Consider the following 22749-nt stretch of genomic DNA (forward strand, 5'->3'; position numbering starts at 1 on the left):
ATGGGGTGATCGATCGCCTCCCCGATGTTCGCGGCCGGCTGACCGAAGGCGCGCCGCTGGGGCCGCTCGTCTGGTTCAAGGCGGGCGGGGAGGCGCAGTGGCTGTTCGAGCCCAAGGACGCCGAAGACCTTGCGGAGTTCCTGCGCGCCCTCGATCCGGCGGTGCCGGTGATGGCGCTGGGCCTGGGATCGAACCTGATCGTCCGCGACGGCGGCGTGCCGGGCGTGGTGGTGCGGCTCGGCAAGGCGTTTGCGCAGGTCCAGCGGCTGGATGCGACCACGCTGCGCTGCGGCGGCGGCGCGAGCGGCATCCTCGTGTCCTCGACCGCGCGCGATGCGGGCATCGGCGGCGTTGAATTCCTGCGCTCGATTCCCGGCACGGTCGGCGGCTTCGTACGGATGAACGGCGGTGCCTACGGCCGCGAGGTCAAGGACGTGCTGGTCGAATGCGACGTGGTGCTGCGTTCGGGCGAGCGGCGCACGCTGAGCCTCGCTGACCTCGGCTATACCTATCGCCACAGCGAACTGCCCGCAGGCGCGGTGGTGATCGCCGCGACCTTCCGCGGCCATCCCGCCGAACCCGCGGCGATCGGCGCGGAGATGGACCGGATCGCTGCGGAGCGCGAGGCCTCGCAGCCCTTGCGCTCCAAGACCGGCGGCTCGACCTTCAAGAACCCGCCCGGCCACAAGGCCTGGGCGCTGGTGGATGCCGCCGGCTGTCGCGGCTTGCGTCGTGGCGAGGCGCAGGTATCGGAGAAACATTGTAATTTCCTGCTCAACCTCGGCGGCGCGAGCGCTGCGGACATCGAGGCGCTGGGCGAAGAGGTACGAGACAGAGTGAAGGCGCATGCGGGTGTGACGCTGGAATGGGAAATCCAGCGGGTGGGTGAGTTCCCCTCCCGCTCGCGGGAGAGGATAGGGGAGGGCCTGTCCTCAGGCGACGTTGCTTCTAATCAGGCCCTCCCCCAGCCCCTCCCGCAAGCGGGAGGGGAGCTATGACCCTCCACATCGCGGTCCTCATGGGCGGCTGGTCCGCCGAACGTCCCGTTTCGCTCATGTCGGGCAACGGCTGTGCCGATGCGCTCGAATCGCTCGGTCATCGCGTCACCCGGATCGACATGGGCCGCGACGTCGCCGCGCGGCTGGCCGAGGCGCAGCCCGATCTCGTCTTCAACGCCCTCCACGGCTCGCCCGGCGAGGACGGCAGCGTGCAGGGCATGCTCGATCTAATGGGCATCCCCTATACGCACTCCGGCCTCGCCACGTCGGTGATCGCGATCGACAAGGTGTTGACCAAGCAGGTGCTGGTCCCGGCCGGCGTGCCGATGCCGGGTGGCCGCATCGTCAAGTCCGCCGATATCCATGAGCGCGATCCCTTGCAGCGCCCCTATGTGCTGAAACCGATCAACGAAGGCTCCTCGGTCGGCGTCGCGATCGTCACGGACGACGGCAATTACGGCAACCCGATCGGGCGCGACGTGAAGGGGCCGTGGCAAGAGTTCGAGGAACTGCTCGCCGAGCCCTATGTGCGTGGTCGCGAGCTGACCACGGCGGTGCTGGGCGACCGGGCGCTTGGCGTGACCGAGTTGAAGCCCAGGAATGGCTGGTATGATTTCGACGCGAAATACACCGACGGCCTGACCGAACACGTCTGCCCGGCCGACATCCCCGACGCGATCGCCGACGCCTGCAAGCGGCTGGCGCTGGAGGCGCATCGCCTGCTCGGCTGCAAGGGTGCCAGCCGCTCCGATTTCCGCTGGGATGACGAGCGCGGCGTCGACGGACTGTTCCTGCTGGAGGTCAACACCCAGCCGGGCATGACGCCCTTGAGCCTCGTCCCCGAACAGGCGAAACATATCGGGATGAGCTATCCCGAACTGGTTCAGGCGATTGTTGACGAGGCGCTTCCGCGCCGGGGCGTCGACGAGGCTCTCGCCGACGCACGGGCGCGCGCGGGATGAGCCGCACGATCAAGCGCGGGCCGCCGCCCAAGCGGCCGGGCGCGCGGCGCAAGCAGCCGGTGCGCAAGGTCGGGCTGTTCGAACGCGGGATCGCGGCGCTGCCGGTCAGCGAGGATACGATCCGCAAGGCGGCGACCTGGACGATCACCGGCGGCGGGATCGCCGTGGCGCTGGCGGCGCTGACCTGGATCGGCATCCCCGGCATGATCGGCACCGCGATCGCCGAAGGAGCGGGCGCGGCGGGATTCCGCGTCGAGCAGATCGAGGTGACAGGCCTCAAGCGGATGGACCGGATGAGCGTCTATGCCGTCGCGCTGGATCAGCAGAGTCGCGCGATGCCGCTCGTCGATCTGGAGGCGGTGCGCCAGAAGCTGCTGCGCTATGGCTGGATCGCCGATGCGCATGTCTCGCGCCGGCTGCCCGATACGCTGCTGGTCGATATCGTCGAGCGGACGCCGGCGGCGGTGTGGCAGGACAACGGCCAGCTGACGCTGATCGACAAGAACGGCGTGCTGCTGGAGCCGGTGCGGCCTGAGGCGATTCCCGACCTGCCGCTGGTGATCGGTCCGGGGGCGGACCGGCAGGAGGCGGGCTATCAGGCGCTGCTCGCCGCCGCGCCGGCGCTGAAACCGCGGGTCAAGGCGGCGACGTGGATCGGCAATCGCCGCTGGGATCTCACCTTCGACAGCGGCGAGACGCTGGCGCTGCCCGAGGATGGCGCGCCGGCGGCGCTGCTCAAGTTCGCCGAGCTGGACGGGTCGCGGCCGCTGCTCGGACGTGGCTGGATGCGCTTCGACATGCGCGATCCCGCCAAACTGGTCGCGCGCAAGCCGGGGGCGAGCATGGCGCATAACGTGCCGGACCCGAGCGAAACCACCACGCCGCCGGCAACGACCGACGGCGGGGCAACGGGGGCAGAGGGATAATGGCAAAGGTCGCGCCCGAAGGGCTGATAACCGCGCTCGACATCGGATCGTCAAAGGTGTCGGCGATGATCGCACAAAAAGGCGATGGCGGCGAATTGATCGTGCTCGGCACCGGCCAGCGTGAGAGCCGCGGCGTCAAGCGCGGCTATATCGCCGACATGGGCGCCACCGAGGCGGCGGTGCGCGAAGCGGTGGAGCAGGCCGAACGCATCGCCGGCATCAACATCGAGAACGTCTGGGTCGGCTTTTCCGCCGGCGGCCTCGTCAGCGACGTCGCCGAGGTCGAGTTCGAGCTCGGCGGACACCGCGTCGAACAGCAGGATATCGACGCGCTGCTCGCGGCCGGGCGCAACTCGATCGACCCGCAGGGGCGGATGGTGCTGCACGCGCAGCCCGCGCTCTACACGCTCGATGGCCTCACCGGGGTCAAGAAGCCGCTCGGCCTGCACGCCGACCGGCTTGGCGTCCACATCCACGTCGTCGCCGCGGACGGGTCGCCGGTGCGCAACCTCGACCTGTGCGTCCGCTCCGCGCATCTCGAGGTGAAGTCGATCATCGCCGCGCCGGTGGCGACCGGCCTTGCCTGCCTCAGCGAAGAGGAGCGCGAGCTGGGCGTCGCGCTGGTCGAGATGGGGGCGGGGATCACCAACGTGTCGCTGTTCGCCGGCGGCATGCTGGTCGGGCTATGCTCGATCCCGATGGGCGGGCAGGACATCACCGACGACATCGCCAGCGCCTTCGGCACCCGCCGCGCGCAGGCGGAGCGGATGAAGTGCTTCCACGGTTCGGCCAATGCCAGCCCCCGCGACAATCACGAGATGATCCCGGTGATGCCGATCGCCGCCGAGGACGACGTGCATGGCGGCATGCAGATCACCAAGGCGCAGCTGATCGGCATCGTCCGCCAGCGGCTCGAACATCAGATGGATGAGATCCGTAAGGCCTTGAGTCATCTCAAGTTCGAAGGGCCGGTCGGGCGCCAGGTGGTGCTGACCGGCGGCGGTGCGGAATTGAAGGGTATCGCCGATTATGCGCAGCAGGCGCTCGGTCGTTCGGTGCGCATCGGCCGGCCGCGCGGTTTGACCGCTCTGCCCGAAGCGCATGGCGGCCCGGCATTCGCGACCTTGGCGGGGCTCGCTTTCTATGCTGCGGCCGATCCGATCGATCTGCGCGGGGTGGCGCCGCAGCAGACCACGGTCCATCGGCAGAAGGGCATGGGCATGGTTCGCAAGCTGATTCAGGCGGCTCGGGCGAATTATTGAGCTTTGGTGGCGGCTCACGCGCTTTTTTCGTGGAACCGCGTGATTCGTTGAGGCAAAAGGTTAATCAGGGTCCCGGCGCGTTTTTCCGGGTGTCGGTCCGGGCAGGGGCGGAGAAAGTCAGGTCATGAGCATCGAATTCATCACTCCGGAGGTCGACGAACTGACCCCGCGCATCGCGGTCATCGGCGTCGGCGGCGCGGGCGGCAACGCCATCGCCAACATGATGCGCGCCGACGTGCAGGGCGTCGACTTCCTCGTCGCCAACACCGACGCGCAGGCGCTGAAATCGTCGATCGCGCCGCAGCGCATCCAGCTCGGCGCGAAGATCACGCAAGGGCTCGGTGCCGGATCGCGGCCCGAGATCGGCCGTGCGGCGGCCGAAGAGACGATCGACGATCTCGCCAAGCGGCTGGAGGGCGCGCACATGTGCTTCATCGCGGCCGGCATGGGCGGCGGCACCGGCACCGGCGCGGCGCCCGTCATCGCCAAGGCCGCGCGCGACATGGGCATCCTGACCGTCGGCGTCGTCACCAAGCCGTTCAGCTTCGAGGGCAACCGTCGCGCCAAGAGCGCGGAAGGCGGCATCGAGGAGCTGCAGAAGTATGTCGATACGCTGATCGTCATTCCTAACCAGAACCTCTTCCTGATCGCCAATGCGAACACGACCTTCAAGGAAGCGTTCGAAATGGCGGACGAGGTGCTGCAGCAGGGCGTGCGCGGCATCACCGACCTGATGGTCATGCCCGGCCTCATCAACCTCGACTTCGCCGACGTCCGCTCGGTGATGCAGGAGATGGGCAAGGCGATGATGGGCACCGGCGAGGCGTCCGGCGACAATCGCGCGCTGGAGGCGGCGCAGAAGGCGATCGCCAACCCGCTGCTCGACGGCGTCAGCATGCAGGGCGCGAAGGGCGTCATCATCTCTATTACCGGCGGCGACGACATGCGCCTGCTCGAGGTGGACGAGGCGGCGAACCACATCCGCGACCTGGTCGATCCCGACGCCAACATCATCTGGGGCTCGGCGTTCAATCCGGAGCTGGAAGGCCGCATCCGCGTGTCGGTGGTCGCGACGGGTATCGATTCGGACGCGAAGCCCGGCGTGCCGGCACCGGCGCCTGAGGCGGCGCGTTCCTTCAGCTTCGGCACCGGCCGCAAGACCGACGACAGCACCTCGTTCCGTCCGAGCACCCCGGCCGCCGCTGCGCCGGACGCTGCGCCTGCTCCCGCGCCGGCGCCATCGGTGTCCTTCACTGCGCCGGCCGCCGCCGACCCCGCGCCGCTCGACCTCGACGCGGCCGATGCGGTGAAGGGCGATAGCGCCGACGCGGCGGATGACGAACTGGTGCTGGGTGCCGAGACGATCGTTCCGCAGCAGCCGCGCGCCTATGCCGAAGAGCCCGCCGCCGCCGCCGCCGCCGCCGCACCGCGCGCGCCGGCCCCGGCTCCGGAAGCCGGCCGCCGTCCGTGGATCGCGCCGGGCAGCGACACCGCCGCCGCGCCCGACGCCGCGCCGCAGCCCCGCGTCAAGCTGGGCGGCACCTTGTTCGAGCGTATGTCCAACGCCGCACGCGGCCCGGCGCGCGACGAGGGCGCGGGCGATGCCAAGGACCCGATCGACATCCCCCGTTTCCTGCACCGCCAGAACAACCAGTAAGCACGGCCCGTCAGGCCAGAGCCGTAGGCCCGGCGCCTTCGGCTCGACCTCCCCTTCGTCATCCCGGCGTTCGCCGGGATGACGAGAGGCCCTGGATCACGACGCACAGTGTGACCGCCTCTCCTTCGTCGCCGGCCAGCCTCCGTTCACCGCGCCGCGGCGGTGCGGACATTGCCGGTTCAGGGTCGCTCCGCTCTAAGATCGTCGTTACTCCCATGCGTCTCTTGATCCCCGCTGTCCTGGCGCTCGCCTGCGCGCCCGCCGCTCTTGCCGCGCAGGAGGTGGTGCAACCGCTGCCCGGCACCACCGATGCCGATCGGCTCGCCGAACAGATGCGTGCGGTCGCGGCCAACCCGCGCGACGTCACCGCGCTGCTGACCGCTGCCGACCTGTCGCTGTCGCTCGGTGATCTCAGCGGCGCCGCTTCCCTCTACGCCCGCGCCGAAAAGGTCGCGCCGAACGATCCGCGGATCAAAGCGGGGGAAGGGGCGATCCTGGTCCGCTCCGAACGACCGGGCGAGGCGCTGCGCTATTTCGCGCAAGCCGAGGCGGCGGGCTTCGACATCCGCCCCGTCGCTGCCGATCGCGGGCTGGCCTATGACCTGGTCGGGCAGCAGGAGCGGGCGCAACGCGATTACCGCCTCGCGCTGAAAACCAGGCCGGACGACGAGACGATCCGTCGCTACGCCTTGTCCCTTGGAATCTCGGGCAAGCGCGAGGCGGCGCTGGAACAGCTCGATCCGCTGCTCCGCAAGAACGACCGCAGCGCCTGGCGCATCCGCGCGTTCGTGCTGGCGATGGGCGGCGATCAGGCGGGGGCAGAAAAGATCGCCACCACCATTCTGCCGACCGGGATGGCGCAGGGGCTGCAACCGTTTTTCCGGCGGCTGCCGACGCTCGGCGCAGTGGACCGGGCCTTTGCCGTGCACTTCGGCGAAGTGCGCGCGACGCCCGAGCGGCTGGCCGATGCGCGGCTCGCCCCCGTCCTGCCGCAGCTGGCGCCCGAAGCGGCACCGGTGGCGCTCGCCGCGGTCCAGCCGGTGCAACCCGACCGGCGCCGCGGCCGCACGCGGCGGGGTCGCGAGGAGGCCGCGCCTGCCGTGGCGGTGGCGGCCAACACCACCCGCGCCGCCGCAGCGCCTTCGTATCAGGCCGCGACCGCCGCACTCGCCCGCGTCCAGCCGGTGCCGACCGAGGTGCGCGCGCCCGGCGTGACCTTCGCCAGCGCTGCGCCGGTCGTCCAGCCGCTCCCCGTAGCCAAGGAACCCGTCACCGCGGCGGTGGTGCCGACCGCCCCGCCGCGCGCCGCCGTGGCCGCAGCGACCGTCCAGCCGCTGCCCGCAAACGCCGTTGCGACGCCCGCACCGGAACCGACCCGCGTTGCGTCGGTGGCGACCGCCCCGACGGTGCCGGCGCCCGGCTTCGCCACCGCGGCGGTGGAGCCGGCAGTGCCGCCCGCACCGACCGTGGCGGCTGCACCCGCATCCTCCTTCACCGCACCGCCGTCGCGCTCGGAGGCCGATTCGGTCCTCGCACGCATCGTCGCCGGCCTGACCATCCCGGCCTCGGAACTCGGCGTCGTCGAGCCGGCGCGCCCGGCGCCCGTGGTCGCGACGCCCGCCTCGGACACCGCCGCGCGCGTCATCGCCGAAGCGAAGGCGAAGGAAGAGCGCGATGCCGCCGCCGAAAAGGCGCTCGCCGCCAAGGCCGCCGCCGACAAGCGCGCCGCCGACCGCAAGGCCGCCGCGGACAAGAAGGCGCTGGCCGCCAAGAAGCTCGCCGATGCGGAGAAGCTGGCGGAGGCCAAGGCCGCGGCCGAGGAGAAGAAGGCCGCCCGCGCCAATCCGGAACGGATCTGGGTGCAGGTCGCCGGCGGTGCGTACGAGGGCGGGTTGCCCAAGGCCTATGCGATCATGAAGGCCAAGGCGCCCGATGTGTTCGGCAGCCGCCCCGGCTGGACGACGCCGTTGCGCGCCACCAACCGCGTTCTGACCGGCCCGTTCAAGACCGATGCGGAGGCGCGCGCCTTCGTCAACCAGCTCGCCAAGGCAGGCGTTCCCGCCTTCGCCTTCACCAGTGAGGCGGGACAGGTCGTGACGAAGCTGCCCGCCAAGTGACCGCCCGCGCACCCTGGGCCTCCGACCCGGGATCGAGCAGGGGCCGGCTCCACGAAGAGCGGGCGGGCGGCGCGGGCGCCGTCGTCCGCGGCCCGCGGGACGATTTCCAGCGCGATCGTGATCGGATCATCCATTCGATCAGCTTCCGCCGGCTGCGCCACAAGACGCAGGTGTTCATGGCGCCGGACGGCGACCATTTCCGCGTCCGCCTGACCCACAGCCTGGAGGTCGCGCAGATCGGCCGGACGATCGCGCGGGTGCTCGGCCTCAACGAGGACCTGACCGAGGCACTCTGCCTCGCGCATGATATCGGCCACCCGCCCTTCGGCCATGCCGGGGAGGATGCGCTGAAGGCGGCGCTCGCCGATGCGGGCGGCTTCGACCACAACGGGCATACGCTGCGCACGCTGACCCATATCGAGCGCCCCTATCCGCGCTGGAACGGGCTCAATCTGACCTGGGAGACGCTGGAGGGGCTGGCCAAGCACAACGGGCCGGTGCGCCATCCCGGCTGGGCGCTGCGCGAGGCGGATGCGGACTTCCCCCTCGATCTTGCGAGCCATGCGAGCCTCGAAGCGCAAGTCGCTGCGATCGCGGACGATATCGCCTACGACAATCACGATATCGATGACGGGCTGCGGGCCGGGCTGCTGACGCTCGACCAGTTGCTCGCGGTGCCGATCGTCGCGCGTGGCTGGGAAGGGGCGTGCGTGCGCTTCCCCGATGTCGCGCCCAAGCGCCTCGCGAGCGAACTGGTGCGCAGCCAGATCGGCACCATGGTCAACGACCTGATCGAGGAGACGCGCCGTCGCATCGCCGCCTCCGGCGTCGCCAGCGCCGACGACGTGCGGCAGGCGGGGCAGGCGCTGTGCGGCTTCTCGCCGCAGATGCGCGAGGAGGAGCGCGACCTCAAGCGCTTCATGTACGCCAATCTCTACCATCACCCGCGCCAGCTCGCCGCGGCGGACGCGGCGCACGGCATCGTCAGCGGCCTGTTTGCCGCCTACCGCGCCGATCCCCGCCTGATGAGCGCCGACTGGGCGGAGGACGTTCCCGCCGACGAACCCGGCCGCAGCCGCCATATCGCCGATTTCATCGCCGGCATGACCGACCGCTACGCCATCGCCCGCTATCGCGAAATCGTCGGTCCGATCGACCTGCCAGAGGGGTTTTAGGGCCGATCGACCTTCAAGATGAGGGCTCCTCCTTCATCCTGCCCCGCCAGGCCGGGCTGTCGCATAGGGGCTGTCCGATCCGGGGATGTTCTTCAATCCCCCGTCATGCCGGACTCGGTCCGGCATCCACCGCGCCGCATACGCATACGCTGTTGGTTTTGCGGCACGGTGGACCCCGGACCAAGTCCGGGGTGACGAAGAATATCGGGATGGCATGCCCCTTCCCCGAAGCCGTCAGCCATCATCGCCATATGCGATAGCCCCTCCTGGCGGGGAGGATCGAATGTCGATCAGCCCTAAGCGAAGAGGACGCGAGCCGGGCGGGCGGCGGGTCATCACCCGTTCAGGTCCGCATCCTCATGATGTCATTGCAATCCCGGCTTATAGCCGGTGGCGTTCCGGGAGAGAGAGGAGCGTCCTGTGTCCGAAGCTGCCGTCGCGTTGAACCGATTCGGGCTTGGTGCCCGGCCCGGTGATCCACCGCCCGCCGATCCGCGCCGCTGGCTAGCGGAGCAGTTGACACGCTATCAGCCGCATCCCCCGGCGCTCGACGCCGCGCCGAGCAGCGCCACCGTGGCGCTCGACATCCTCGCCTATCGCGCCGAGCGGCGGATGAACCGGATGCAGAAGGCGGCGTCGGCGGGTGGCGATGCGACCATGGCACCTGCCATGACGGCGGCACCGGCCATGCCCCAGGTCGCAAAGACGCCGCTGCCCAACGGCGACCCGCCCAACCCCGCTGCCAGGAAGCTCAACCGCGAGGACTATAATGCGCTGATCGCCGCACGCGCGCAGCTGGCGGTGGCGAGCGACACGCCGTTCGCCGAACGGCTGGTGCATTTCTGGGCCAATCATTTCGCCGTGTCTGCCGACAAGGCAGAGCTCAACGGCCTCGCCGGTACGCTGGAGATGGAGGCGATCCGCCCGCATCTGACGGGGCGGTTCAGCGACATGCTGTTCGCGGTGGAGCGGCATCCGGCGATGCTCCTCTACCTCGATCAGTCGGTGTCGATCGGGCCTGCCAGCCCGCTTGGCGCGCGGATCACCGCGCGGGGGCAGCGCAAGGTCGGCCTCAACGAAAATCTGGCGCGCGAGATCATGGAGCTCCACACGCTGGGCGTGCGCACCGGCTACAGCCAGAGCGACGTGACCGAATTCGCCCGTGCGCTGACCGGCTGGACGGTCGGCGGCATCGGCGGCGGGCCGGCGGGGCGCTTTTCGAGCGCAGCGCCGCCCGGCAGCTTCGTCTTCGTCGATCAGGTGCACGAGCCGGGCGCCCGCACGATCCTCGGCAAGACCTATCCCGCCGGCGGCCGCGAGCAGGCCGATGCGGTGCTCGCCGACTTCGCGGTCCATCCGGCGACCGCGCATCACGTCGCGACCAAGCTGGCCCGGCATTTCGCCGGCGATACGCCGCCGCCGGCGATGGTGGCACGGCTGGAGGCGGCCTTCCGCAGCTCGGGCGGCGACCTGCCGACGGTCTATGCCGCGCTGATCGCCTCGCCGGAAGCGTGGGTGCCGCAACCGGTCAAGTTCAAGACGCCGTGGGAATGGTCGGTATCCGCCTGGCGCGCGCTGGGAGGCGGTGCCTTCCAGCCGGCTTCGGCGCAGGGCCTGATGAACCAGCTCGGCCAGCCGGTCTGGAAGCCGGGGCAGCCGATCGGCTGGGACGATACCGCCCCCAGCTGGGCGGGGCCCGATGCGGTGATGCGCCGGGTCGAGGCGGCACAGCGCTTTGCCGCGCGTGCGACGGCAGGCACCGACGCCCGCGCGCTCGCCGATCGCCTGTTCCCCGAGGCGCTGTCGGCCGGCACCACGCAGGCGCTGCAACGCGCCGAAAGCCCGAACCAGGCGCTGGCGCTGCTGCTCGTCTCGCCCGAAATGATGCGGAGATAGTCATGGACCGTCGATCCTTCCTGCGCGGGGCGGGCACCCTGGGCGTGCTCGGCGGCTTCGCCCCCAGGCTCGCGTTCGCCAAAGCCGCGACGGCGCGGCGCTTCGTCTTCATCATCCAGCGTGGGGCGGCCGACGGACTCGGCATCGTCGGGCCGGTCGGCGATCCGGCCTTCGTCGGCGCGCGGGGCGACCTCGCCGCGGATGTCGCGGCGGGAACGAAGCTCGACGCGATGTTCGCGCTGCACCCTGCGCTTGCCACCACCGCCGGCTTGTTCAGGCAGGGGCAGGCCTTGTTCGCCCATGCCGTCGCCTCGCCCTATCGCGACCGGTCGCATTTCGATGGCCAGAACGTGCTGGAGACGGGCGGGGTCAGCGCCTACCAGCTGCGCGACGGCTGGATGAACCGGCTGCTCGGGCTGGTGCCGAGCGAGGACGCGCATGCCATCGCGGTGGCGGCGACGGTGCCCATGGCGCTACGCGGCCGGCGCGAGGTGGCGAGCTACGCCCCTTCGGCATTGCCCCAGGCCTCCGACGACCTGCTTGCCCGCGTCACGCAATTGTACCAGGGCGATGCGCAACTGCACGCCCTGTGGGACGAGGCGCTCGCCACCCGCCAGCTGACCGGCGACCTTGTCGACAAGGACGCGCGCAACACCGGTGCGCTCGCTGCAAGGCTGCTGCGCCCCGCCAATGGCGCGCGGATCGCGACGATCGAAACCGGCGGCTGGGACACGCATGCCGGCCAGCGCGGGCGGCTGGCGGCGCAGCTGAAGGCGCTCGACGCCATGATCTCCGCGTTGCAGGCGGGCCTCGGCCCGGTGTGGGACGACACCCTGGTGCTGGTCGCCACCGAATTCGGCCGCACCGTCGCGGTCAACGGCACCAACGGTACCGACCATGGCACCGGCACGGCGACGATGCTGCTCGGCGGCGGCGTGAAGGGTGGCCGCGTCATGGCCGATTGGCCGGGCCTTGCCCAGGCGAACCTCTACGAGGCGCGCGATCTCAAGCCGACCACGCCGCTCGACGCGCTGATCGGCGGCGCGGTGGCGGAGCATTTCGCCGTCGATCCGGCGCGTGCGATGGCGGCCTTGTTCCCGGCAAGCGCGAAGACCGCGGCGATCGAGGGGCTGATGCGCGCCTGATTTGAACCGGCCCCCGTCTTGCGTTAGAGCGCGGCGCCTTTGCCGAACGGACGCTGATGACGCTTTACACCCGCTTTGCCGCGCATGTCGCGACGGCTCTCGATACGCTGGTCGCCGCCGGCACGCTGCCGGAAGGGCTCGACCGCCGCAACGTCACCGTCGAGCCGCCGCGCGATGCCTCCCACGGCGACCTCGCGACCAACGCGGCGATGGTGCTCGCCAAGCCGGCCGGCACCAATCCGCGCGCGCTCGCCCAGGCGCTGGCCGCGGAACTGGGCAAGCTCGACGAGGTGGCGAGCGTCGGCGTCGCCGGCCCGGGCTTCATCAACCTGACGCTGACCGACGCCGCGTGGCGCGGCGAGCTGGCGCAGATCATCGCGGCGGGCGATGCCTATGGCCGATCGACGCTGGGCGAGGGCGTCACCGTCAACGTCGAATATGTCTCCGCCAACCCGACCGGTCCGATGCATATGGGCCATTGCCGCGGCGCGGTGGTCGGCGACGCACTCGCCAGCCTGCTCGAATTCGCCGGCCACCGGGTGATCCGCGAATATTACGTCAACGATGCCGGTGGTCAGGTCGACGTGCTCGCCCGCTCGGTGCATCTGCGCTACCGCGAAGCGTTGGGTGAGAGCGTCGCCATTCCGGAGGGGCTGTATCCCGGCGACTATCTGGTGCCGGTCGGCGCGGCCCTCGCTGCCGAGTTCGGCGATCGCTACGTCGCTGCACCGGAGAGCGAATGGCTGGCGCTGTTCCGCACCCGTGCGGTCGCGGCGATGCTGGTGATGATCAAGGACGACCTCGCACTCCTCGGCATCCACCACAACCTGTTCTCGTCGGAAGCGGCATTGCAGGCGGCGGGCAAGCCCGAGGCGGCCGAGGCGGAATTGCGCGCGCGCGGCCTCGTCTATGACGGCGTGCTCGAAGCGCCCAAGGGCGAGACGCCCGAGGACTGGGAGCCCGTCGAGCTGCCGCTGTTCCGCTCCACCGCCTTCGGTGACGATCAGGATCGGCCGATCAAGAAGTCGAACGGCCAATGGACCTATTTCGGCGCCGACCTCGCCTACCATTTCCAGAAGAGCCAGTCCGCCGACCAGCTGATCGATATCTGGGGTGCCGACCATGCCGGCACCGTCAAGCGTATCGTCGCCGCCGTCGCCGCGCTGACCGGCGGCAAGACGCGGTTCGACGTCAAGCTCGTCCAGATGGTGCGGCTGCTGCGTGGCGGCGAGCCGGTGAAGATGTCGAAGCGGGCTGGCAACTTCGTGACGCTTGCCGATGTCGTGCGTGAGGTCGGCAAGGACGTGGTCCGCTTCACCATGCTGACCCGGCGTTCCGACGCGCAAATGGACTTCGATTTCGCCAAAGTGGTCGAGGCGTCGAAGGACAATCCCGTATTCTATGTCCAATACGCCCACGCCCGCGTCTCCTCTCTCCATCGGCGTGCCGCCGAGGCGGGCATTGCGGAAGGGGGTGCCGACCTGTCCCGGCTTGATACGGAGGAGCTGGCGCTGGTGAAGCTCGCCGCCCAGTTCCCGCGGGTGGTCGAAACCGCGGCAACGGCGCGTGAACCGCATAGAATTGCATTTTATCTCTATGACTTGGCTGCGGCCTTTCATGCGCAATGGAATGTCGGTAACGATCGGCCGGACCGGCGTTTCCTGATCGTCGAGGATCATGATGCGACTCGTGCGCGTCTGTTCTTGGCGACCGCGATCGCGCAGATTATCCGTAACGGGCTCAGCATCATGGGCGTGGTTGCGGTTTCGGAGATGAAGTGATGGCGGACGACAGGGATCTGCGCGAAGAGGATCGCCTGCCATGGCTCGAAACCGTCGAGCCTGACGAGGAACGCGGTGCGCCTGTCGGCAAGGTCCTGGGCTTCGTCGTGCTCGGCCTCGCCGCGCTGGCCGCGATCATCTTCGGCATCTACAAGCTGCAGACGCGGCAGAGCGCCGATGGTCAGCTGATCGCCGCGCAACAGGGCGACTACAAGGTGCGGCCGGACGATCCCGGCGGCCTGAAGGTGAAGGGCGAGGGCGATGCCGCCATCGCGACCAGCGCCGGCAAATCGGGCAGCGGCTCGATCGACCTCAACGCGGTGCCGGAAAAGCCGATCGACGGCCGCCGCGTCGTGCCGACCGCCAAGTCCTCGTCGACCGGCGGCAGCAACGCCGTCGCACAGGTACCGGCCTCGGGCGGTCGCCTCGTCGCGGCGCAGCCGGTCACCGTCCAGCGCAGTGCCGCGCCGGGTGCCGCCAGCGGTGGCGCGCTCGTCCAGCTCGGTGCCTATCCGAGCGAAGCGGTCGCCAAGTCGTCCTGGGCCGGTTTCGCCAAGCGGTTCAGCTATCTCGCGCCGCTCGGCCAGTCGATCCAACCGGTCGCCACCGGTGGTCGCACCCTCTACCGCCTGCGCGTTAACGCCGGCAGCGCCAATCAGGCCGCCGACATCTGCGGTCGCCTCCGCGTCGCGGGCGAAAGCTGCTTCGTCGCGAGTTGAGCGGCGCCGAGGCTTTCCGATCGTGATGCCACCGGCCTAAGCCGTTTCCAGCCACGCCATCATGCTCTAATCCGGCGGTATGAAGCCTGTCATCTTCGGCACCGCCGGCCTTGCGCTTACCCCCGACGAACGCGCTTTCTTCACCGACGCGGAGCCGGCCGGCTACATCCTGTTCAAGCGCAACATCCGTGATCGTGAACAGGTGCGTGCACTGACCGACTCGCTGCGCGATCTGTCGGGGCGCGACGACTTGCCGATCCTGATCGATCAGGAGGGCGGGCGTGTCGCCCGGATGGGGCCGCCGGAATGGCCCAACTTTCCTGCCGGCCCCGCGTTTGCTGCGCTCTACGAGCGGGCGCCGATGTCCGCGATCCAGGCGATGCGCGCCAACGGTCAGGCGCTGGGGCTGATGCTGGCGGAGGTCGGGATCACCGTCGATTGCGCGCCGCTGCTCGACGTGGCGCAGCCCGACACGACGGAGGCGGTCGCATGCCGCGCCTATGGCGGCGAGCCGATGCAGGTCGCCGCGCTAGGCCGCGCGATGCTGGAAGGGCTGGCAGAAGGCGGCGTGGTCGGTGTGGTCAAGCACATGCCCGGCCACGGCCGCGCGCAGGTGGACAGCCATCACCTGCTGCCCACCGTCACCGCGAGCGCGGAAGACCTCGCGATCGATCTCGAACCGTTCCGCACGCTGGCGCATGCGCCGATGGGCATGACCTCGCATATCGTGTTCGAGGCATGGGATCGCGCGCGTCCGGCGACGCTCTCGCCGATCGTCATCGACCGGGTGATCCGTGGCGCCATCGGCTTCGACGGACTGTTGATGACCGATGATATCGACATGAAGGCCCTGTCGGGAACCGCGGCAGAGAAAGCTGCTGGTGCGATCGCTGCCGGTTGCGACCTCGTGCTCGACTGCTGGGCCCGCATGGACGAGATGGTGGCGATCGCCGCCGCCCTCGGGACGATAGCCGATGCCTCCCGCGCGCGGCTCGATCGGGCGATGGCCGGCCGCGGCGTGCCGCAAGGCGATTTCGCGGATCTCGTCGCCCGCCGCGATGCCTTCCTCGCCCTCGCCTGACGGTGTCGCAACCCGAACAACTGACGCTAGATCTGGAGGGATGGGAAGGGCCGCTCGACCTGCTGTTGACGCTGGCTCGCGCGCAGAAGGTGGATCTCCGTCACATCTCCATCCTAGCGCTGGTCGAGCAATATCTCCGCTACATCCACCAGCGGCAGACGCTCGCGCTGGAGGTGGCGGCCGATTATCTGGTGATGGCGGCATGGCTGGCCTACCTGAAATCGGCGCTGTTGCTGCCCCGCGCCGCAGAGGATGAGCCGGATCCCGAAGACATGGCGATGCGTCTGCAACGCCGGCTGGAACGGCTTGCGGCGATGCGGGAAGCCGGTGCACGCTTGATGGCGCGTGACCGGCTGGGGCGCGACGTGTTCGCCCGCCCGAATCCGGAAGGCTTGCGGACACTGCGCCGATCGCAATGGCAGGCGGAGATCTACGACCTGATCGCCGCTTACGGGCAGATCAACGCCCGCAACCGGCCGGTGATGCACGTCGTCGCCGACCGGGAGGTGATGACGCTGGAGGCGGCGCTGGAGCGCGTCTCGCGGCTGGTCGGTACGCGGATCGACTGGTCGGTGCTGGAGAGCTTCCTGCCGGACGGATCGGGGCGGTTGCGCAAGTCCGCGCTGGCATCGTCGTTCCTCGCCGCGCTCGAACTCGCCAAGCAGGGGCGGGTGGAACTGCGCCAGCATGCCCCGTTCGCGCCCTTGTACGTGAAGGCGCTGCGGTGACTCCGCCGGACGACGGCGTGCGGGCGGTGGAGGCGGTGTTGTTTGCGGCCGCCGAGCCGCTCACGATCGATTCGATCCGCGCACATGTCGGCGGGGTCGACGTGCGCGCCGCGCTGGCGCGGCTGGTGGAGGATTATGCGGGCAGGGGTATCGCCCTCGTCTGCCGCGGCGACCGCTGGCATTTCGAAACCGCACCGGACCTCGCGCATCTGTTGCGGCGGGATCGCGAAGAGGTACGGCGGCTGAGTCGGGCGGGGATCGAGACGCTGGCGATCATCGCGTACCACGAACCCGTCACCCGCGCGGAGATCGAGGCGATCCGTGGCGTGCAGACGGGCAAGGGCACGCTCGACGTGCTGATGGAGGCCGGCTGGGTCCGCCCGGCCGGTCGCCGCGAGGTGCCGGGGCGGCCGCTGACCTATGCGACGACGCCGGGTTTCCTCGCGCACTTCGGCCTGGCCAGCCGCCGGGACCTGCCGGGAATCGACGATCTGCGGGTCGCCGGGCTGCTCGATCCGGTGGACATGACGATGACAGCTTTGGAGGTGGAATCCGACGGCGATACCGACTAGATGGGACGGTATTCTAGGAGATATGCCATGGGCAGTTTCAGCCCGATCCATCTGCTCGTCCTCGCCGTCGTCGCGATCCTGCTGCTCGGTGGCGGTCGCTTCTCGAACCTGATGGGCGACGTCGCCAAGGGCGTGAAGAACTTCAAGAAGGGCATGGCCGAGGAGGACGACGCGTCCGCCAAGCCCGCGCCGCGCATCGAAGCCAAGAAGACCGCCGATCCGGCCTTCGATCGCGATGGCAATCGCGTGCGCGACAGCATCGGCGACGATCGCTAACGCCTGACGATCAGAAGGCGCTCACGTGCTCGATATCGCGCCGTCCGAATTCCTGCTGGTCGCCTTCGTGGCGCTGGTGGTGATCGGGCCCAAGGACCTGCCGAAAGCCATGCGTGTCGTCGGCTATTGGGTCGGCAAGGCGCGCGGCGTCGCGCGCTCCTTCCGCCAGGGCTTCGACAACATGGTCCGCGAGGCCGAGCTGGAGGAGATGGAGAAGCGCTGGGCCGCGGAGAATGCGCGCATCATGGCCGAACATCCCGCCACGTCGGATGCGGAGTCGCAAGCTGCAGCCGAACCCGCGCCGGCCGAGGACGAGGCACCACCGGTGATGGTGGAGAAGCCCGTCGTTGCGCCGGCCCCCGAGCATCACCCCGCACCGCGTCCCGATAGTACGCCGTCATGACCGAGGACCAGAACGAGATCGATGCCAGCCGGGCGCCGCTGCTGGATCACCTGATCGAGCTGCGTCGGCGGTTGCTGTATTGCATCGCCGCGCTGATCGTGGCGTTCGGCGTCAGCTATTATTTCGCCGAGAATATTTTCGCTTTCCTCGTCCAGCCGCTGCTGTCGGCGGGGCAGAAGACGCTGATCTACACGCAGATCTTTGAGGCGTTTTTCGTCAAGGTGAAGGTCGCGTTCTTCGCGGCGATGATGATCGCCTTTCCCGTGATCGCCAACCAGCTGTGGCAGTTCGTCGCGCCGGGCCTGTACCGCAAGGAAAAGCGCGCGCTGCTGCCGTTCCTGCTGGCCACGCCGATCCTCTTCGTCGCCGGCGCGGCGCTGGCCTATTATATGGCCATCCCCATGGCGCTGCACTTCCTGCTGAGCTTCCAGGGCAATATCGGCGGGGTGCAGCAGGAGGCGTTGCCGGGCATCGGCAACTACCTGTCGTTCGTCATGCAGTTCCTGTTCGCCTTCGGCCTCGCCTTCCTCCTGCCGGTGCTGCTCATGCTGCTGGAGCGGGCGGGGATCGTGACGCGCAAGCAGCTGATCGGCGCACGCCGCTACGCGATCGTCGGCGCGACGGCGATCGCCGCAGTGCTGACCCCGCCCGACCTGATGAGCCAGGTGCTGCTCGCGGTGCCGCTGATCGTGCTGTACGAGCTGGCGATCATCGGCATCTGGTTCACCGAGCGCAAGCGGTCCAAGGAAGCCGGCACCGACATCGTCGAAGCCTGAAGCCACGGAGGGTGAACATCAAAAAAGGCCTCGCTCTCGATCGAGAGCGAGGCCTTTTTCGTTCAGCCGATCGGGCTGCGCCTGTTTTACTTGGCGTCGTCGGCGGTCTTCGCGACGGTCTTGCCGGCCGAGCTCACGTCCTTGCCGACGCCTTCGACGGTGTTGCACGCGCTGACCATCAGCGCACCTGCCACGACGACCAATCCGAGAACCTTACGCATAGAACCTCCTGAGCATGAATGCCGGGGATGAAATGTTCGATTGGGCCGTTTCGTTCCGGCTGCGCAATGCATGGCGCCGACAAAGACACGAAGATGGCTGGAGACGTTAAAGGCCCGAAAGCATCACCGGGGGGGGGGGAGGGGTGGATGCTTCCGGGCCTATGTCGTGGATCGCGAGAGCGGGGGGCATAAGGTCGCGATCCGTACTGCATAACCCTGCGCCGGATGTTCGGTTCCCGCAGCAGATACGAAATTCGCGAAATTTTTTACGGGCTTTTCCGAGGGTGTCAGTCGCGGCCAAGCACGGCGATGGCGATCTCGTACGCGCCCGTCATCGGGTCATGATGCAGCGGCGCGCGCAGCTGACGCGACAAGCCCTCGATGACCCGCCCGTAACGGGTGGAGAGAAGCTTCTCCAGCGTCTCGCTCTCGACAAAGGCGCGGGACACGACGCGCAGCTTCGCCTTCTTGTCGTCGTCGCCTGGCTTGATCGCGACCCGGATCTGCGCAGCCGGATCGGCGGTCATCGCAAGCTCGATCGTCTCGGTGACGAGGAAGGCGACGGCGACGGCGACGTCCTGGTTGACGAGGTAGGGATCGATATCGAGCGCGATCGACAGGCTGGTCGCGCCCTCCGGCGCCGTGGCTCGGATGTTGGAGGCGAGTTCGCCGATCACCGATCGCAGGTTGAGGCCGCGGTTATCCTCCATTTCGGCGAAATGGTTGCGGTGGACGACGGCGAGCGCATCGACGCGGCGCTGGATGGAGGCATAGGCAGCGCTGGCGTCCGCGCTGGGCGCCCCACGCGCGTGGAAGTTGATAAGGCTGGAGATGACCTGCAGGTTGTTCTTGACCCGGTGGTGGACCTCGCGCGTCAGCTTGGTCTGCCGGACGACTGCCTCGGCGAGGCCGGCCTCGTGCAGCGCGACGGTGCGGCTGATGGCGCGGAAGGTGTCGCCGAGTTCGCGGATTTCCTGGGCGGGCAGCGGGCCGAGCTTGCCCGGATCGATCACCTCGCCCGGGGTATAGGAGGCGACGCTGGCGCGCAGCCGGCGCAGCGGCCGGATCAGCAGGCGATCGACGATGAACCACGACAGTCCCGCGGCGGCCGCCCACATCAGCAGCGGCAGCAGCAGCGCGACGAGGAAGGACGAGGTGATCGGCGCGCTGCGGATGCTGGTCCGCAAGGCGAGGCCGCCGAGGCCGAGGTCGGTTTCCACCGTCTCCACCCTGTCCAGCGGCCCCAGGTCCGGGATGCTGGCGAGGTCGAGCGTGTCGTCGCCATGGACCAGCGCGCTGGCGAGCGGGATCGCCCGGCTGGACGGCGCGGCGAGGCGGGCGAGAAAGGCCTGTGGGAAGAACACCCGTGCGCTGGGGCCGCGACGGGGGCCGGCGATCGACAGGATCAGCCCGCGCTCCGGCACGATCGCCGCGCCGACCGCGGTGCTGGAATCGAGTGCTGCGCCGCCATCGAAGGCTTCGCCGCAGAGCAGGCGGCCATTGCGGTCGACGATCGAGAAGCGCGTGCCGGTGGTCGCCTGCTGCGCGAATACGCCCTGGGCGCGTGCGCAGCTGGGCGCGTCGGCGGCATCGACCTGCAATGCGTTCACTGCGACGCGCAGCGCGGTCATGTCGCCGATCAGCTCGATGGCGATGCTGCGTGCGCTTTCATTGGCGGCGATGCGCAGCCGTGCGCGCGCTTCGGCATCGGCGGTGCGGCCGGTCTGCAAGGTCGCGCCGATCGCGATCAGCGCCAGCAGCAGCAGCGCGATGCTGAGCGTGATGAACAGCTTGGCGCCGGTCGGCAGGCGGGAGAGCGCGGACACAGGCGCCATGGCCGCGCGTCGCGTATGGGAGGCGGCGTCGAAGGTGGAGGCCATGCCCCCTGCTATGCGAGCTTGTTCAGGAGGTCGAGCATTTCGTCGGGAACGTGTTCATCCACCGTCCGCTGATAGGCAGATCGCAGGGCCGCGCCCATGTCGCGATCCTTGCTTTGAACCTTGGCGGGAGATTTCTTGGAAGACGTTTTCCGGTCCTTATCGCTGGGCAATTCCAACAGTCCCCCTGGTGGCCCGGCGAGTCCAGGCATTCGACGCAACACAAACGGGGCCACCTTCGAGGAGCGGTTAACCCGTTCAATGGCCGATGAAACCAAAATCGCGTTCGTTGGTTCCATCGGCTGTGCGAAAATTCCGCAGGTCCGTGGGGGCGGGTGGGTTCTTCGACAAACACGTTGCAAAGCCGCGGTCGCCCGCACAGATCAGGCGCCCGCTCAGTATCTCAGGGAGTGATCACCACCCATGTCGCTTGGACAGCAACTCGCACCGCACCTTCCCTTCCTGCGGCGCTACGGCCGGGCCCTGACCGGCAGTCAGCATCAGGGCGACAAATACGTCCGCGCGACGCTGGAGGCGATCGTCGCCGCGCCCGACCAGTTCCCGCGCGACGTCGATCCGCGTCTGGGCCTGTACCGCATGTTCCAGGGCATCTGGGCATCGGCCAATGCCGATGGCGAAGAGCAGACCTCGCAGAGCGATGCCGAGGGCACCGAGGCCGTGGCGCGCGCGCGCCTCGCCCGCATGACGCCGCTGTCGCGGCAGGCGCTGCTGCTGACCGCGATGGAAGGGTTTACGCCCGAAGACGCGGCCTATCTGATCGAGGTCGACACCAGCGAGGTCGAAACCCTAGTCGCCGAGGCGCTGGCCGAGATCGAGAAGCAGACTCGCGCCCGGGTGCTCATCATCGAGGACGAGCCGATCATCGCGATGGACATCGAGACGATCGTGCGCGACCTGGGCCACGAGGTGACCGGCGTCGCGGTGACGCGCGACGAAGCGGTCGCGCTCGCCATGGAGGATCGCCCGGGCCTGGTGCTCGCCGACATCCAGCTGGCAGACGACAGTTCGGGCATCGACGCGGTGAAGGACATCCTCGCCGAATTCGAAGTGCCGGTGATCTTCATCACCGCCTTCCCCGAGCGGCTGCTCACCGGCGAACGCCCCGAACCGACCTTCCTCATCACCAAGCCGTTCCAGCGCTCTACGGTGAAGGCGGCGATCAGCCAGGCGCTGTTCTTCGACGAAGCGACCATTCCGACCGCCGTCGTCTGACGGCCCAAGAAAGTTACGGACCCAAAACGGACTTCGGGGGTTTTCACGATCATGGCTGATCCGAACGAACCAGTGCATGTGACCACCACCGAAGCCCGTGCCGGGGCGACGCCGGGCGTGACCCGCTACGTCCTCGGCATCTCGCTCGTGCTGATCATCGTGATCTTCGCTTTCCTCATCCTGCGTTAAAGCGGTTACCCCGCTTCACTGGCAATTGCCGGCGCGGACACCTATGTTGCGGCAAAGGCGGCACGTTGTCCCCGGCTTCGAACGGATTTGCATGACCCAGCCCGCTACGCGCGACGATTACGAAGACGACGACACGCCGGTGGAGCCCGTCGAACACGTCGCGCTGTCCGACCCCGAGTTCAAGAAGCAGCTGGCGCAGGTGATCCCGCACTTGCGCGCATTCGGGCGTTCGCTGTCCGGCAGCCGCGACCTCGCCGACGATCTGGTGCAGGAAACGTTGCTGAAGGCCTGGGCGGCGCGTCAGCGCTTCCAGGCCGGCACGAACATGCGGGCATGGACCTTCATCATCCTGCGCAACCTGTACCTCTCACAGATGCGCCGTGCACGCTTCAAGGGCGAGTGGGACGATCTGGTCGCCGACCGAATCCTTGCCGCGCCGGCCAGTCAGGACCGGCACGTCGAGCTGGGCGACATGCAGCGGGCGCTGTTGCACCTGCCGCAGCCGCAGCGCGAGGCGCTGATCCTCGTCGGTGCAGGCGGCTTCGCTTATGAGGAAGCGGCCGAGATCTGCCAGGTGGCGGTCGGCACGATCAAGAGCCGGGTGGCGCGCGGACGCGTGGCGCTCGAGAACATCCTGAGCGAAGGCGCGCTGCCGTCGCGCCGCGAACATGAGACGGACGTCAACAAGACCGCGCTCGACACGATCATGGGTGAGGTCGACGAACTCAGCCGCGGCCACTGAGGCCGCGGTTCTT

At 68.8% G+C, this 22749-nt stretch carries 22 protein-coding genes; 19 read left to right on the top strand and 3 right to left on the bottom strand.

Annotated features, from left to right (window positions below):
• Positions 1-8: 8 nt before the first annotated feature.
• The 17 genes from murB to tatC all read left to right on the top strand — a co-directional run bounded on the left by murB (position 9) and on the right by tatC (position 18474).
• A complete protein-coding gene (gene murB / locus AC4GY7_RS05780) occupies positions 9-998 on the top strand; it encodes a UDP-N-acetylmuramate dehydrogenase (protein WP_491112809.1) in 990 nt (329 codons plus the stop codon).
• Positions 995-1960, top strand: coding sequence for a D-alanine--D-alanine ligase (locus tag AC4GY7_RS05785; protein ID WP_491112447.1), 966 nt, complete (start codon positions 995-997; stop codon positions 1958-1960). The genes murB and AC4GY7_RS05785 overlap by 4 nt, the downstream gene beginning before the upstream one ends.
• Positions 1957-2886, top strand: a complete 930-nt coding sequence (locus AC4GY7_RS05790) for a cell division protein FtsQ/DivIB (protein WP_443584601.1) — start codon at positions 1957-1959, stop codon at positions 2884-2886. The genes AC4GY7_RS05785 and AC4GY7_RS05790 overlap by 4 nt, the downstream gene beginning before the upstream one ends.
• Complete coding sequence (gene ftsA, locus AC4GY7_RS05795) at positions 2886-4148, top strand: cell division protein FtsA (RefSeq protein WP_443584602.1); 1263 nt, start codon at positions 2886-2888, stop codon at positions 4146-4148. The genes AC4GY7_RS05790 and ftsA overlap by 1 nt, the downstream gene beginning before the upstream one ends.
• Before the next feature lie 124 nt (positions 4149-4272).
• Positions 4273-5805 (top strand): cell division protein FtsZ, encoded by a 1533-nt coding sequence (ftsZ, locus tag AC4GY7_RS05800; RefSeq protein ID WP_491112449.1) that lies wholly within the window; start codon positions 4273-4275, stop codon positions 5803-5805.
• A gap of 215 nt (positions 5806-6020) precedes the next feature.
• Complete coding sequence (locus AC4GY7_RS05805; RefSeq protein ID WP_491112450.1) at positions 6021-7922, top strand: SPOR domain-containing protein; 1902 nt, start codon at positions 6021-6023, stop codon at positions 7920-7922.
• The gene (locus AC4GY7_RS05810; protein WP_491112451.1) at positions 7919-9097 is read left to right on the top strand and encodes a deoxyguanosinetriphosphate triphosphohydrolase; all 1179 of its coding nucleotides are present in this window, start codon (positions 7919-7921) and stop codon (positions 9095-9097) included. The genes AC4GY7_RS05805 and AC4GY7_RS05810 overlap by 4 nt, the downstream gene beginning before the upstream one ends.
• Positions 9098-9517: 420 nt before the next feature.
• Positions 9518-10993 (top strand): DUF1800 domain-containing protein, encoded by a 1476-nt coding sequence (locus tag AC4GY7_RS05815; RefSeq protein WP_491112452.1) that lies wholly within the window; start codon positions 9518-9520, stop codon positions 10991-10993.
• Positions 10994-10995: 2 nt separating this feature from the next.
• A complete protein-coding gene (locus tag AC4GY7_RS05820; RefSeq protein ID WP_491112453.1) occupies positions 10996-12138 on the top strand; it encodes a DUF1501 domain-containing protein in 1143 nt (380 codons plus the stop codon).
• Between the two features lie 56 nt (positions 12139-12194).
• Positions 12195-13919, top strand: a complete 1725-nt coding sequence (gene argS / locus AC4GY7_RS05825; protein WP_491112454.1) for an arginine--tRNA ligase — start codon at positions 12195-12197, stop codon at positions 13917-13919.
• Entirely contained in the window at positions 13919-14638 is a 720-nt protein-coding gene (locus AC4GY7_RS05830; RefSeq protein WP_491112456.1) for an SPOR domain-containing protein, read from the top strand. The genes argS and AC4GY7_RS05830 overlap by 1 nt, the downstream gene beginning before the upstream one ends.
• Before the next feature lie 79 nt (positions 14639-14717).
• Positions 14718-15719 carry a glycoside hydrolase family 3 N-terminal domain-containing protein gene (locus tag AC4GY7_RS05835; protein WP_491112457.1) on the top strand — a complete coding sequence of 334 codons (1002 nt, stop codon included), beginning with the start codon at positions 14718-14720 and terminating at the stop codon, positions 15717-15719.
• Positions 15720-15721: 2 nt separating this feature from the next.
• Positions 15722-16447: a segregation and condensation protein A gene (locus AC4GY7_RS05840; RefSeq protein ID WP_491112458.1), complete on the top strand. Its 726-nt coding sequence runs from the start codon at positions 15722-15724 to the stop codon at positions 16445-16447.
• A complete protein-coding gene (gene scpB, locus AC4GY7_RS05845) occupies positions 16444-17019 on the top strand; it encodes an SMC-Scp complex subunit ScpB (protein ID WP_491112459.1) in 576 nt (191 codons plus the stop codon). The genes AC4GY7_RS05840 and scpB overlap by 4 nt, the downstream gene beginning before the upstream one ends.
• A 27-nt stretch (positions 17020-17046) precedes the next feature.
• Positions 17047-17295, top strand: coding sequence for a Sec-independent protein translocase subunit TatA (locus AC4GY7_RS05850; protein WP_443584613.1), 249 nt, complete (start codon positions 17047-17049; stop codon positions 17293-17295).
• Positions 17296-17320: 25 nt separating this feature from the next.
• The gene (gene tatB / locus AC4GY7_RS05855) at positions 17321-17698 is read left to right on the top strand and encodes a Sec-independent protein translocase protein TatB (protein ID WP_491112460.1); all 378 of its coding nucleotides are present in this window, start codon (positions 17321-17323) and stop codon (positions 17696-17698) included.
• A complete protein-coding gene (gene tatC, locus AC4GY7_RS05860) occupies positions 17695-18474 on the top strand; it encodes a twin-arginine translocase subunit TatC (RefSeq protein WP_491112462.1) in 780 nt (259 codons plus the stop codon). The genes tatB and tatC overlap by 4 nt, the downstream gene beginning before the upstream one ends.
• 86 nt (positions 18475-18560) lie before the next feature.
• Here tatC and AC4GY7_RS05865 read toward each other — a convergent pair whose 3' ends face one another.
• The 3 genes from AC4GY7_RS05865 to AC4GY7_RS05875 all read right to left on the bottom strand — a co-directional run bounded on the left by AC4GY7_RS05865 (position 18561) and on the right by AC4GY7_RS05875 (position 20871).
• A complete protein-coding gene (locus AC4GY7_RS05865) occupies positions 18561-18695 on the bottom strand; it encodes an entericidin A/B family lipoprotein (protein WP_443584616.1) in 135 nt (44 codons plus the stop codon).
• A gap of 287 nt (positions 18696-18982) precedes the next feature.
• Positions 18983-20530: a sensor histidine kinase gene (locus tag AC4GY7_RS05870; protein ID WP_491112810.1), complete on the bottom strand. Its 1548-nt coding sequence runs from the start codon at positions 20528-20530 to the stop codon at positions 18983-18985.
• Between the two features lie 53 nt (positions 20531-20583).
• Entirely contained in the window at positions 20584-20871 is a 288-nt protein-coding gene (locus tag AC4GY7_RS05875; RefSeq protein WP_491112464.1) for a NepR family anti-sigma factor, read from the bottom strand.
• Positions 20872-20995: 124 nt separating this feature from the next.
• Between AC4GY7_RS05875 and AC4GY7_RS05880 the strand changes: the two genes are divergently transcribed.
• Entirely contained in the window at positions 20996-21805 is an 810-nt protein-coding gene (locus tag AC4GY7_RS05880) for a response regulator (protein WP_443584619.1), read from the top strand.
• 280 nt (positions 21806-22085) lie between these two features.
• Entirely contained in the window at positions 22086-22736 is a 651-nt protein-coding gene (locus AC4GY7_RS05885) for a sigma-70 family RNA polymerase sigma factor (protein WP_443584621.1), read from the top strand.
• The last annotated feature ends 13 nt before the right edge of the window (positions 22737-22749 follow it).

Source organism: Sphingomonas sp. SP5, assembly GCF_058313455.1.

What these genes read in the sequence shown, in the direction of transcription:
- AC4GY7_RS05875 (WP_491112464.1), bottom strand. Translation starts at nt 20,871, where the DNA reads ATGGAACCAACGAACGCGATTTTGGTTTCATCGGCCATTGAACGGGTT.
- ftsA (WP_443584602.1), top strand. Translation starts at nt 2,886, where the DNA reads ATGGCAAAGGTCGCGCCCGAAGGGCTGATAACCGCGCTCGACATCGGA.
- AC4GY7_RS05885 (WP_443584621.1), top strand. Translation starts at nt 22,086, where the DNA reads ATGACCCAGCCCGCTACGCGCGACGATTACGAAGACGACGACACGCCG.
- AC4GY7_RS05865 (WP_443584616.1), bottom strand. Translation starts at nt 18,695, where the DNA reads ATGCGTAAGGTTCTCGGATTGGTCGTCGTGGCAGGTGCGCTGATGGTC.
- AC4GY7_RS05870 (WP_491112810.1), bottom strand. Translation starts at nt 20,530, where the DNA reads ATGGCGCCTGTGTCCGCGCTCTCCCGCCTGCCGACCGGCGCCAAGCTG.
- AC4GY7_RS05820 (WP_491112453.1), top strand. Translation starts at nt 10,996, where the DNA reads ATGGACCGTCGATCCTTCCTGCGCGGGGCGGGCACCCTGGGCGTGCTC.
- ftsZ (WP_491112449.1), top strand. Translation starts at nt 4,273, where the DNA reads ATGAGCATCGAATTCATCACTCCGGAGGTCGACGAACTGACCCCGCGC.
- AC4GY7_RS05880 (WP_443584619.1), top strand. Translation starts at nt 20,996, where the DNA reads ATGTCGCTTGGACAGCAACTCGCACCGCACCTTCCCTTCCTGCGGCGC.
- AC4GY7_RS05850 (WP_443584613.1), top strand. Translation starts at nt 17,047, where the DNA reads ATGGGCAGTTTCAGCCCGATCCATCTGCTCGTCCTCGCCGTCGTCGCG.
- AC4GY7_RS05790 (WP_443584601.1), top strand. Translation starts at nt 1,957, where the DNA reads ATGAGCCGCACGATCAAGCGCGGGCCGCCGCCCAAGCGGCCGGGCGCG.
- AC4GY7_RS05785 (WP_491112447.1), top strand. Translation starts at nt 995, where the DNA reads ATGACCCTCCACATCGCGGTCCTCATGGGCGGCTGGTCCGCCGAACGT.
- argS (WP_491112454.1), top strand. Translation starts at nt 12,195, where the DNA reads ATGACGCTTTACACCCGCTTTGCCGCGCATGTCGCGACGGCTCTCGAT.
- tatC (WP_491112462.1), top strand. Translation starts at nt 17,695, where the DNA reads ATGACCGAGGACCAGAACGAGATCGATGCCAGCCGGGCGCCGCTGCTG.
- AC4GY7_RS05805 (WP_491112450.1), top strand. Translation starts at nt 6,021, where the DNA reads ATGCGTCTCTTGATCCCCGCTGTCCTGGCGCTCGCCTGCGCGCCCGCC.
- AC4GY7_RS05830 (WP_491112456.1), top strand. Translation starts at nt 13,919, where the DNA reads ATGGCGGACGACAGGGATCTGCGCGAAGAGGATCGCCTGCCATGGCTC.
- AC4GY7_RS05835 (WP_491112457.1), top strand. Translation starts at nt 14,718, where the DNA reads ATGAAGCCTGTCATCTTCGGCACCGCCGGCCTTGCGCTTACCCCCGAC.